The sequence below is a fragment of the Algoriphagus mannitolivorans DSM 15301 genome (assembly GCF_000429425.1).
GTDB lineage: Bacteria > Bacteroidota > Bacteroidia > Cytophagales > Cyclobacteriaceae > Algoriphagus > Algoriphagus mannitolivorans.
In genome coordinates, this window is record NZ_AUBV01000007.1 from 43,357 (window position 1) to 55,597 (window position 12,241).

At 41.2% G+C, this 12,241-nt stretch carries 11 protein-coding genes and 1 riboswitch; of the genes, 8 read left to right on the forward strand and 3 right to left on the reverse strand.

Translation table 11 applies throughout. From position 1 onward, the window contains the following. The first annotated feature begins 15 nt into the window (after positions 1–15). From G458_RS0108375 to G458_RS20460, 8 genes are all read left to right on the forward strand, one after another. Positions 16–1,332, forward strand: coding sequence for a hypothetical protein (locus G458_RS0108375; protein WP_026951506.1), 1,317 nt, complete (start codon positions 16–18; stop codon positions 1,330–1,332). Between the two features lie 97 nt (positions 1,333–1,429). Beyond that, a riboswitch (SAM riboswitch) is annotated at positions 1,430–1,528 on the forward strand. 62 nt (positions 1,529–1,590) lie between these two features. Then, entirely contained in the window at positions 1,591–2,646 is a 1,056-nt protein-coding gene (locus G458_RS0108380; protein ID WP_026951507.1) for a homocysteine S-methyltransferase family protein, read from the forward strand. After that, the gene (gene metH, locus G458_RS0108385; RefSeq protein ID WP_026951508.1) at positions 2,639–5,341 is read left to right on the forward strand and encodes a methionine synthase; all 2,703 of its coding nucleotides are present in this window, start codon (positions 2,639–2,641) and stop codon (positions 5,339–5,341) included. Before G458_RS0108380 ends, metH begins: the two co-directional genes overlap by 8 nt. Positions 5,342–5,429: 88 nt before the next feature. Further along, positions 5,430–6,380: a methylenetetrahydrofolate reductase [NAD(P)H] gene (metF, locus tag G458_RS0108390; RefSeq protein WP_026951509.1), complete on the forward strand. Its 951-nt coding sequence runs from the start codon at positions 5,430–5,432 to the stop codon at positions 6,378–6,380. Positions 6,381–6,475: 95 nt separating this feature from the next. Further along, positions 6,476–7,327, forward strand: a complete 852-nt coding sequence (locus tag G458_RS0108395; protein WP_026951510.1) for a hydroxymethylglutaryl-CoA lyase — start codon at positions 6,476–6,478, stop codon at positions 7,325–7,327. Positions 7,328–7,330: 3 nt separating this feature from the next. Beyond that, positions 7,331–7,885: a PepSY-associated TM helix domain-containing protein gene (locus G458_RS0108400; RefSeq protein ID WP_026951511.1), complete on the forward strand. Its 555-nt coding sequence runs from the start codon at positions 7,331–7,333 to the stop codon at positions 7,883–7,885. 353 nt (positions 7,886–8,238) lie between these two features. Continuing rightward, positions 8,239–9,279: a BF3164 family lipoprotein gene (locus tag G458_RS0108405; RefSeq protein ID WP_026951512.1), complete on the forward strand. Its 1,041-nt coding sequence runs from the start codon at positions 8,239–8,241 to the stop codon at positions 9,277–9,279. A gap of 215 nt (positions 9,280–9,494) precedes the next feature. Further along, on the forward strand, positions 9,495–9,929 hold the full coding sequence (locus G458_RS20460) for a Uma2 family endonuclease (protein WP_322786241.1): 435 nt from the start codon (positions 9,495–9,497) through the stop codon (positions 9,927–9,929). Positions 9,930–9,936: 7 nt separating this feature from the next. Here the strand turns inward: G458_RS20460 and dprA are convergent, their stop codons facing one another. From dprA to G458_RS0108425, 3 genes are all read right to left on the reverse strand, one after another. Beyond that, positions 9,937–11,064, reverse strand: a complete 1,128-nt coding sequence (dprA, locus tag G458_RS0108415; RefSeq protein ID WP_026951513.1) for a DNA-processing protein DprA — start codon at positions 11,062–11,064, stop codon at positions 9,937–9,939. Then, the gene (locus G458_RS0108420) at positions 11,036–11,389 is read right to left on the reverse strand and encodes a MerR family transcriptional regulator (protein ID WP_026951514.1); all 354 of its coding nucleotides are present in this window, start codon (positions 11,387–11,389) and stop codon (positions 11,036–11,038) included. Before G458_RS0108420 ends, dprA begins: the two co-directional genes overlap by 29 nt. Before the next feature lie 115 nt (positions 11,390–11,504). Further along, positions 11,505–12,209: a 16S rRNA (uracil(1498)-N(3))-methyltransferase gene (locus G458_RS0108425; protein ID WP_026951515.1), complete on the reverse strand. Its 705-nt coding sequence runs from the start codon at positions 12,207–12,209 to the stop codon at positions 11,505–11,507. Positions 12,210–12,241: the final 32 nt, after the last annotated feature.

A 12,241-nucleotide genomic window follows, 5' to 3' on the forward strand; every position in this document is an offset into this window, starting at 1 on the left:
GTAGATTTCGAATTCATGACCCCAAGGCAATCTTTACTCTTTCTTTTTCTTCTTTTTAGTTTTTCTTTTGAATCCCACGCTCAAGGATTGATTCAAAAAAGACCGACTTTATATTTTTTCTCAGGCGTTTCCGGAGCAAACTTGACCCAGTTTAACAAATTGCTGGAGGACCGAGGGCTTTCCAAAACCCCAAATCGTTACAGAAGCTATGGTTTAGGATACCAGACCCGAATCAATGATTTTATCCTCGGATTTGAGGTGTCTCAGCACCAAAGCAAAACCAGTGAATTGGATGATTTTGAAATCCGTTATCGAACCTCCAGAGCGATGTTCAATGTGGGTTACTCCATGACCGAAGAGGGAAGGTTTCAGTTGATTCACTATATGGCACTCGGCTTGGGCTATATTAATTTTCAGATGCTTCCTGAAAAGCAGAGTGAAGACCTGAATCTGTTCCTCCAGGATCCCAGAGAAGGTTTTATCCTTAGGAAAAACGACATCCAAAAGGGAACCCAGAATTTTGGAGATTTCCTGACAGAGATTGGTTTTCAGATGAGCTATGATTTTGACATACCCGGGAGAAAAGAGGGCCTTCAGATTAGAGCCAGAGGCGGGTATTCTTTCAGTCCTTTTGAGGGTAGTTGGAAAATGAATGGGATAGCTTTTGATAATGCACAGGCGGGGGCTTTTTTCCGTGTTGGTGCAGGAATTACCTTGCCAGAACATAATTTCTTCTACAAAGATGCCACAATCTCATTGTCTCTGATTCGGGGTATTCATTTCAATAAGCCTGATAAACTGAATGAAATTCTGAAAGAGAATAATTATCAGCCTTTGAACGGAACCCCTTCTAATTGGGGGATGAGGATTTTGGGAGAGACGGAAGGCCTACTTTATGGGCTCGATGTCTTCAACCTAGCCATGGTGGGTTCTGCTAATAACTTTCAAAATCATACTTTGAATAGCTTGCGAATCTATGCAAATGGAGGTTTGAAATTTTTCCAATATAATAACTTCGCTTTGGGGATGATGGGAGGTTTAGGGTATGGAAATCTTAGATATACCCTCGCTCAAAATGAAAAGCCTGATTTCCCTGAACTTTTCGAGCAACGCAAATTCGACGGCTATCTCAGAAGCTCTGGATTGATGCTTAAACCGGAATTTTTGATTGAATATGGAATTCCGATGACCCGTAGGAAAATTTTTGACCTCGTTCTCATGGCCTCTGCAGGCTACGAACTTGGACTTCCCAACTACAAACTAGGAGACTTGGGGATGAAAGGTTTTATGACCGGAAGTTTTTTGACCTTTGGGGTAGGAGTGAGGCCTTAAGGGCGTTTAATAAAAAAGGACAGGAATTTTTGAGATTATTTGCGAATTCTTTAATTCAAAGCCTTATAATTTGAATTATTGCTATTACTTTTGGCAAAGCTTATCGAGAAAGACCGAGGGAAGGGCCCTATGACGTCTTAGCAACCTGGTGACAAGGTGCTAACTCCCGTTCCGAATATGAGGAAAAAGATGAGCGGAAAAGAATATTTACTTTTCCCCGTGTTTTGCTCGCTAAGCTTTTTGGTTAAAACTACGAAAATGCAAAACAGAACGGAATCCCTACTTCAAGCCATTCAGAGACGAATTTTAATCTTGGATGGAGCTATGGGAACAATGATTCAACGCTATACGCTTTCTGAGGAAGATTTTAGAACCTCAGAACTTAAAAACCATCCTAAGGCACTCAAAGGCAACAATGATTTACTTTCTTTAAGTCGCCCTGACATCATCCGTGCAATTCATCTGGAATACCTTGAAGCTGGAGCGGACATCATAGAAACGAACACCTTTTCAGGGACCAGTATCGCCCAAGAAGACTATGGACTGTCTCATTTGGCCTATGATATCAATTTCTTTTCTGCAAAAATTGCAAGGGAAGTCGCGGATCAAATCACTGCTCAAAATCCTGATAAACCTAGGTTTGTGGCAGGTGCCATGGGACCAACCAACAGAACGGCTTCCATTTCCCCTGATGTAAATGATCCAGGCTATCGAGCCATTACTTTTGATCAACTGGCGACAGCTTATGCTGAGCAAGTAAGAGGTCTTTTGGATGGAGGCTCAGACATTTTATTGATTGAGACCATTTTTGACACCCTGAATGCAAAGGCTGCATTATTTGCGGTTCAAGAGGTTTTTGAGGAAAGAAATATTCCTTTGGACCCGAGAGAAGGCGGAATTCCTATCATGATTTCTGGAACGATTACAGATGCTTCAGGAAGAACCCTTTCAGGGCAGACTACAGAGGCTTTTTTGATTTCAGTTTCTCATGTCCCTCTACTTTCAGTTGGACTTAATTGTGCACTGGGAGCAAAGGAGTTGAGGCCCTATCTGAAAGTATTGTCTCAAAAATCTCCATTTTATGTATCCGCTTATCCCAATGCAGGACTTCCCAATGAATTTGGCGCATATGACCAAGGGGCGAATGAGATGGCTGATCAGGTAAGAGATTTTCTTAAAGAGGGTATGCTGAATATTTTGGGAGGCTGCTGCGGAACCACTCCAGATCACATCAGAGCATTGGCCAAAATGGCGGAAGAATTCCAGCCTAGAAAAATTGAAGAGGAACTAGAAGAGGAGGAAAACAATGCCTAAGCAGGATTATTTAAAATTATCAGGGCTTGAACCTTTGGTTTTCACGCCTAATATCAATTTTGTCAATATCGGTGAGCGTACCAATATCACCGGATCCAAGAAGTTTGCCCGACTGATATTGAACGGAAATTATGACGAGGCCCTCGAAGTGGCCTTGGATCAAGTGCGAGGTGGGGCTCAGGTGCTGGATGTCTGTATGGACGAAGGCATGCTGGACGGCGAAGCAGCCATGGTTAGGTTTTTGAATCTGATTGCTTCCGAACCTGAAATCAGCCGAATTCCTATCATGATTGACAGTTCCAAGTGGAGCATCATTCTGGCAGGATTGAAATGTGTCCAAGGAAAAGGCATCGTAAACTCTATCTCCTTAAAAAACGGAGAGGAAGAGTTTATTCTTCAAGCCAAAACCATCAAAAAATTCGGAGCAGCCGTGGTAGTGATGGCTTTTGATGAAAAAGGCCAAGCAGATACCTATGAACGAAGAATTCAGATTTGTGAAAGAAGCTATAGAATCCTGGTTGATCAGGTGAAGTTTAATCCTCAGGACATCATTTTTGACCCAAATATCTTTCCTGTTGCCACCGGTATGGAGGAACACAGAAGGAATGCATTGGACTTTTTTCTAGCCACCAAATGGATCAAAGAAAACCTTCCCGGTGCCAAAGTCAGCGGGGGAGTTAGTAATGTTTCCTTTTCATTCCGAGGAAATGACCGGGTTCGTGAAGCGATGCATGCTGCGTTCCTGTATCATGCCATCCATCATGGAATGGACATGGGGATTGTCAATCCAACGATGCTGGAGGTTTATGACGACATTCCTAAAGATTTACTTGAAAAAGTCGAGGATGTACTCTTCGACAAACGAGAGGATGCGACCGAAAGACTTTTGGAGTTTGCGGATACAGTCAAAGCTTCTGGCAAAAAAGAGGTGGCCAATGAAGCCTGGAGATCCGATCCGGTTGCCAAGCGGATTGAGCATGCCTTGGTCAAAGGAATATTGGATTATATCGTAGAAGACACGGAAGCAGCAAGGCTGGAATTGGTAAATCCTCTCAAGGTGATTGAAGGGCCTTTGATGGATGGAATGAACGTCGTGGGAGATCTCTTCGGAGAGGGGAAAATGTTCCTTCCCCAAGTGGTCAAATCAGCTCGCGTGATGAAAAAAGCTGTCGCCTACCTTGAACCTTTCATGCCTTTGCCTGAAGAAGGTCAGGAAGAAAGTTCTTTAAAGAAAATTCTTCTGGCGACTGTAAAAGGTGATGTTCACGACATTGGAAAAAATATTGTTGGGGTCGTTTTGGCTTGCAATAGCTATCAGATTATCGATTTGGGAGTGATGGTTGATGCTCAAAAAATCATCGACGAAGCCATCAAAAACAAAGTAGATATTATCGGGTTGAGTGGTTTGATTACCCCTTCATTGGATGAAATGGTCAATGTAGCTTCTGAAATGGAACGTCAAGGTCTGCAGATCCCACTTTTAATTGGCGGTGCGACTACTTCCAGAATCCATACTGCAGTCAAAATAGATCCTGTTTATTCTGGGACAGTCGTACATGTGACCGATGCCAGTAAGTCTGTACCTATCGCAGGAGAGGCTATTTCAGAAGAAACTCGACAAGCGTATAAACTTCAAATCAAGGAGACTTACCGTCAACTTCGGGAAGAGCATGAGGCAAAGCAATCAGTGAAGCAGATGGTGAGCTATGAAGAAGCGAAAGCAAACCCTGTTGAAATTGACTGGAGTTCATTTCAGCCAGTCAAGCCAAAAGTTCTTGGAAAGCAGATTATTGAAGAGTTGGATCTTGAAACCCTTCGGAAATACATAGACTGGACACCCTTTTTTAGCACCTGGATGTTGAGCGGGAAGTATCCTAAAATATTTGAAGATCCGATTGTCGGCTCTGAAGCCAAAAAACTTTATCAAGATGCCCAAACGATGCTGGATAGAATCATTTCAGAGAAGTGGTTGACCGCTAAAGCTGTTTTTGGGATTTATCCTGTGCAGCGGCAGGAAGATGATGCGATCGTTTTTGAGCCTGATAATTCGGGGTTGAAGATTGGTCAATTCCATTTTTTGCGTCAGCAAGGAAAAAAAGGAAAAGGCGTTCCAAACCGATCTTTAGCAGATTACCTACATCCTGAAAAGCAGGATTACCTGGGTTGTTTTGCAGTGACTTCAGGATTGGGAATGGAATCCAAATTGGCTGAATTTCAAGCCGCAGGGGACGATTACAATGATATTTTATTCAAAGCATTGGCAGACCGCTTGGCTGAAGCTGCAGCAGAATTTCTCCATGAAGAAGTGAGGAAAAATTATTGGGGATATGCCAAGGAGGAGAGTCTGACCAATGATTCTTTGATCCGAGAGGAATATCAGGGAATTAGACCAGCACCAGGATATCCTGCTTGTCCAGAGCATTCTGAAAAAGAAACTCTTGCAAGCTTGTTGGATATGGAAAAATCCATAGGAATTTCATTAACCTCAAGCTATGCAATGTATCCAACAAGCTCCGTTTCTGGATTTTACTTTGCACATCCTGATTCCAAATATTTTGGCTTAGGAAAAATTGCCCAAGATCAGGTAGCAAGCTATGCCATGAGAAAAGGGATCTCGCTGCAAGATGCGGAACGATTACTTTCTCCCAACTTGGCTTATACACCTTCCAATCAACTTGCGAATCAAACCTTATGAAATTGAGCTTGACATTAGTGCAAATACAAGGAATATCGATTCCATAAATGAGATTCCCTGTGGCCTATGAAAAGCAAATTGTAATCACATGAAAATAACCGAACACTTAGCAAACGCTAAATCGACTCTTTTTTCTTTTGAAATTTTGCCTCCCCTTAAAGGCCAAAGTCTGAAAGAACTTTTGGAAGGAATAGAACCTCTGATGGAATTTAACCCTCCGTTTGTGGATGTTACCTACCATCGGGAAGAGTTTATTTACAAGAAACATCCCAATGGGCTTTTGGAAAAGGTAAGTACCAAGAAGCGTCCAGGAACTGTGGGAATATGTGCTGCGATCATGAACCGCTTCCAAGTGGATGCAGTGCCTCATTTGCTCTGTGGTGGATTTACCAAAGAAGAGACAGAGAATGCCCTGATTGATCTGAATTTCATTGGGGTTGAAAATGTACTTGCACTTCGTGGAGATGCGCCAAAGGGAGAAAAGTTTACCCCAGAGCGGGAAGGGCATGCATTTGCAGGTGAATTGGTGGAGCAAATTATCCGAATGAATCAAGGCAAATATCTGCACGAAGAAACGGAGAATAATTTTCACACAGATTTTTGTGTTGGGGTAGCGGGATATCCAGAAAAACATTTTGAAGCACCAAGCCTAAAATTTGACCTGAAGCAGCTGAAAGAGAAAGTGGATAAGGGAGCCGAGTACATTGTTACCCAGATGTTCTTCGATAATCAGAAGTATTTTGACTACGTGAAAAAAGTCCGTGAAGCAGGAATTGAGGTTCCGATTATTCCGGGATTAAAGCCGATTACTACTCTAGGTCAGATCACCATGCTTCCAAGGACTTTCTTTTTGGATCTTCCAGATGCCTTGATGGACGAACTGGAGAAATGTAAAACCAACGGAGAAGTCAAAGAAGTTGGAATCTCTTGGGCTATCCAACAGTCCAAAGAATTGGTAAAAGCAGGTGTGCCTAGTTTGCATTTCTATACCATGAGTAAGGCAGATACCACTTATAAGATTGCCAAAGAAGTATTTTAAATCTTACCTATTAACCTATTCCCTAACCTGCCCATTCTTGGGCAGGTTTTTTTGTTTTTGGTTAAGAATGAAGCTTTGCCTTTTTATCTTCGGGCATGATTAAGCTGATTGAATGTCCACGAGATGCCATGCAGGGCATTCCTGAATTTATAGATACCGCCATAAAAGCTGCCTATATCAACCAATTGTTGGAAGTAGGTTTTGATACGGTAGATTTTGGAAGTTTTGTGAGTCCTAAGGCTATCCCACAGATGCGGGATACTGCAGAGGTCATGGAGCTTTTGGATTTGCACCAATCGAAATCCAAACTATTGGCCATAGTAGCCAATATTCGGGGTGCTGAGGATGCGCTGCGTTTTCCGGAGATTGATTTTTTGGGCTTTCCCCTGAGTATTTCCGAGACATTTCAGCAGCGAAACACCAATGCCTCCATAGCCGAGGCTTTAAAGACTGTAGAAGCAGTTCAAAATCTTTGTGAATCCAAAGGGAAAAAGCAAGTGGTGTACCTCAGCATGGGGTTTGGGAATCCTTATGGTGACCCTTACTCTCCAGAGATGGTAGCCGAGTTTGTGGAAATATTGGCCCAGCTTCAGATAGAAATCATCTCACTTTCCGACACAGTTGGGGTCGCTACTCCAGAATTGATTCAGAAATTATTTGAGGTTCAAAGCCAGGCTTTTCCTCAAATTGAATTTGGAGCACATCTCCACAGTCGCCCGGAAGCAATTGGGGAAAAGGTGATCGCCGGCTTGAAAGGGGGCTGCAAGCGCTTTGATGGAGCTATCATGGGATATGGAGGATGTCCTATGGCAAAGGATGATTTGGTAGGGAATATGGCCACTGAACTCATGATTCAGACCCTTGAACAAGAAGGATATGATTTGGACTTGAAAAAATCAGAACTTCAGGAGGCTATGAAGCTAGCCAAGTTTGTATTCAATCCCTGATTCATGTCTGAATCCTCCATTCCTTCCAAAGTAAAATCCATTCGAATTTACCGCCGTTTGCACAAGTGGCTGGGAATTCCTTTGATCTTATTTTTTCTCTTGATAGGGATTACCTCCATTCTATTGGCCTGGAAAAAAAAGGCGGAACTTTTGCCACCTACCTTGAAAACCAAAGTGGAAAACGGTATTTGGATTTTACCATCCGAAATGGTGAAAATAGGAGAGGAGGAGATGAGAAAGCAGGGTTTGGACTTTGAGGTGGATCGAATTGATATCCGTCCAGACAAAGGGATTGCAAAGGTTACTTTCAAAACTCATTTTACCGAGGTTCAATTGGACGGATTTTCAGGAGAAGTGCTTTCCATTGAAACAAGGCATTCTGATTGGATCGAGAAGGTCCATGATGGGAGTATTATTGATTTCTACACCACTGGGGATGAAGGGGCTAAGCTGACCTATTCGACTTTTATTTCGATCGGATTGATCTTTCTGGCGGTCAGTGGGTTTTACCTTTGGTATTATCCCAAGCTGATAAGGGATTTAAAAATAAAAAACTAAATATTTACCTTTTATGTAAAAATAATGCCGTTTGTTTTTTATTTTTTCAAATCAATTAAGTTAGTTAAATATGAAAATCTTTAATCTTAACTTATCTTTAATGAAAAAAACCAGTTTTAAAGGGATTCTTTTCTTCTCCCTCGTTTTAGGATTATCGTTTGGACTTCCGCTGATTTCATCAGCAGCGGATTGTATGCAAGCAAATTCGATCGGATGTTTTGATCGATTTGGTACATTTTATCCCAAAGACATAAAAGGGTTGCCTCCCTGCTGTGGGAATCAATAGTCTTTAGTTGTATTTGGCCTGGAGTAAATTATCCAGGCCACTTAATCACATATTAATATCAAAAACGATGAATAGATCACTTCCTATTTTTTTTTTATCACTTTTTTTTTGCGCCTGTACTGAAAAAGGAGAAAAGCTAGTTGAGCTTGATCTCAAAGGTAAAAAGAGGGTGTATGAAGAGCTACTTAACCCCGACAAAGTACGGGTAAGCGGTAATAATCTTTATGTGCTAGAAAGCCCTTCTATGGATGCCATGGATTCTCCAATTCATGTAATTGATTCACGCAACAATTCTTATTTAAAATCTTTTGGTACAATTGGTTTTGGGCCTGGAGAAATCTCAGATGCCAGCTCTATTGAGTTTGGAAGTAATGACTCTTCTTTTTATATATATAGTTCAATTGACAAGAAGATCAGCGAATTTTCTTTCTTAAATACTGACTTAGCTATCCATCAAGTTAAGCAAAAAGGTGATTTTTTTAAAGCTTATTCAGTACTTAGATCTGGTGACTCAACATTTTTAGGGTTGACAGTTGATTCCCCATCAAGACTGGTAGAGTTCTCGGCATCAGGGGATTCATTATCTGGCTTTGGAGATTTGGAAAATTTTTCTGAACGCACCGATTTAGACTACTTTAATCTTTCGCAAATGAATATGGGCTGGTTCGCAGGGAACTTTTCCAAAACCCATTTTGTAATTGCTAATCTTTTTTCTAACAAAATCGAAATTTTTGACCGAGATAAATTGACTTTTGACCGGTTCTATCTCTCTCCTAAAGAATATATGAAATTTGACCTTATCGCAGAATCTTCAGGTTACTCTGTGCATTGGGATTTAAGTTCTCCCTATCACTTCAGAGATGTCGTTGTGACAGAGGATAGAATATTTGCCCTTTATGGTGGAATAAGTGAAGCCAAAATTCAAACTGAATCAGACATTGCTAAAACTGTGTATGTTTTTTCTTTTGCTGGTGAAATCATTGCCAAATACAGTTTGGATAGATCTGTTAAAAGTATTGCAGTTAATAAAGATTTAAGCAAGATTTATGGGATTTCGACTGATCCTGATCCAGGTATAGTTGAATTTGAGCTTCCAATAATTAAGTAACTTAAATAGTCTATTTAAAATCCTATTTATTTGTGATATTTTAAATCTATAGAAGATGACAAATTAAATACAGTAAATGAGCCCGATATCGAATACGATCGCTATTCCTATGCTGACGACCTTACCTGGCAGATGGATGAGATGGTCGAATTGATCCGTGTTAATGTGTATAAAAGGGCAGCTGCAGCGCTAAGTATGAGTCATCAAAAAGTCTCATTGAGGCTTGGACCAGCGTTCTTAATTTTTTTGAAGGGAAGCCTTATCAAGTCTTTCAGGCTCCATTTGACGTTAGACTTCCTGTAAAATCAAAAAAGAACAAGGATATCGATTTTGTTATCCAGCCAGATTTGTGTGTGATTTGTGATGAAAGCAAGTTGGATGAAGCAAGTTCCATAGGTACACCTGACTTGGTGGTCGAAATCCTGTCAACAGGAAATAACAGAAAGGAGCTGAAAGTGAAATACAAGATTTATGAGGAATCTGGGGTGAAAGAATATTGGGTGATTCATCCCAATGAACAGACTTTACAGATCTATACACTCAAGGAAGGGCACTATCATCCTTCACGATTATTTGTTTCAGGTGATGTAGTCCATTCTTCTTGTATAGCGGGTTTTAGCCTCAATTTGGAAGAGATTTTTGAAGGATAAATCCGAATTAAACCAAAAGTTTAAACTTTTTTCCAGGTAGTGATTTGACGACTCCTTCAAACTCCAAAGAAAGCAATTTGGAGGAAAGAATTCCCAGTGGTATCTCTGTAGCATAGGAGATCAGGTCGATTTCCGATTCGCCTTTTGTCTGCAAATGCGATAAAATGGCTTTTTCTTCCTCATTTCTTCCAGATAGATCCAATATTGGTTTTTTGATCTTTTCCTCACCCGGTTTGCTCCAAAATAAAGCATCCGCAATATCTCCAGGACCCGTGTAAATGCTGGCTTTCATTTTTTTGATCAAATGATTACAGCCCTCAGAAAATGTAGATTGGAGGTTTCCCGGCACGGCAAAGACTTCTTTATCATAGCTAAAGGCGATTTCCGCTGTGATCAATGCCCCGCCTTTTTCAGCGGCCTCCACGACAATCAAGGCATCAGAAAGTCCTGCGATAATTCGGTTTCTGGCTGGAAAATTTCCCGGCATCATTTTACTCCCAGGAGCATATTCACTGAGTAAGTTGCCGGTATCCTGCAGTTGAATGGCGGTGTTTTTATGAGCTGCAGGATAGATTTGGTTCAAGGGTGAACCCATAATCGCTAGGGTAGGAAGTCCGACTTGGAGTGCAGCCCGATGGGCTTCAATATCAATCCCATACGCCAATCCTGAGATGATAACAGGCTGAAAAATAGCAAGGTCCTCTACGATCTTTCGAGTGATGGATTTACCGTAGTTAGTAGCACTGCGTGTGCCGACGATACCCACGCTTCGTTCAAAATTTAAATCTCCCTTTCCTTGGGAAAAAAGGATAATGGGACCGTCTTCAATTGCTTTGAGTCTCTTAGGAAAGGATTCAGAAGTAGAGACAAGGATTTGGTAATTTTTTTTAAGGCATTGGGAAATAACTTCATCAGCATTTCTCAAAAGTGATTCAGCCTGTCTTTGAAGTTCCAGCAGTTTTTGTCCGACTCTAGGGATTTTTGAGGCTTTGCCTTTGGTGAGTTGAAAAAAATCTTTGGGAGAGCCACTATAGGCTAAAATGGCTTTGAATACGCTGGGGCCAATCTTGGGAGCCAGGGCCAAAGCCAAATGATACCTTAGATTTTCATGTTCCTTTTCTGGATTGGAGTTCATGCTTCAGATTGATTAAAAAGTCCTTGATTTCCTGAAGTTTTTGAACTGCCGCTACTTTATCAAATCCTTGCTGCTTGCCTGTAGCAATGACTTCTTGGGCCCCCTGAAGGGTATAGCCCTTTTCTTTAACCAAATGGTACACATACCTGATTTTCTGGATGTCCTCTTTGGTGAAACGGCGGTTTCCTTTTTTGTCTTTCTTTGGTCTAATAATATCAAATTCTCCTTCCCAATAGCGGATCAGTGAAGGAGCAACTTTAAACATATCAGCAACCTCCCCGATGGAATAATACTTCTTCTCTATTTCTCGCTCTTTGTACGGCACAGTAGTGAAAATTTGTTCTTTAGACTTCTTGAAAAGTAATGAGACCTCTAAAATAGGAAAAACCCATCTGACTTCAAGTTGGACTTCAAGTCATTCGCAGAAAAAACGATAATTATTAGCGATTTAGTATCTGAAGCATTTGGATTGCTGCCAATCCTGCTGTTTCGGTTCTCAGTCTGCTTTTGCCAAGTGATACAGGCTGAAATCCATGAGCGATGGCCTCTTGAATTTCTTTTGGGTCAAAGTCGCCTTCAGGACCAATTAAAATCAAATATTTTCCATTTGGCTTGGCGATGTCCAATAAATGGTGGGTGTGGCCTTCATCTACATAGGCGATGAATTTCTGATAATCCCCAAACCTTGTGGAAGAGATGAATTCTGGAAGCTTGGTTGTAGGATAGAGGTTGGGGGTATGAAACTTTAAGCTTTGCTTGCAGGCTGAAATCACTTTTTTGTAAAGCCGGTCGGTTTTGAGAAAGTTTCTCTCAGAATTCATGGTTTCCAAAAGTGTCATTTCATGAAAGCCGATTTCAGTGATTTTTTCAACCATCCATTCCATTCGATCAGGGCTCTTGGTCGGCGCAATTGCTAAATGAACATGGAAAGGATCAGGCTCTATGATTCTGGAATTCAGAATAGTAAGATTCGCTTTTTTAGGATTAGCCTGATTTATTACTGCCTCGAATATTTTCCCATTTCCGTCAGTTAGAGTGATTGCGTCTCCTTGTTTTTTTCGCAAAACCTTGATGAGATGCTTGGATTCATCCTCCGATAGGTAGGTGATGGGTTCGGTGATATTTTCCTGAAAAAACAGCTGCATGTACTTCTATTTTTGAATACAAAAAAAGCACA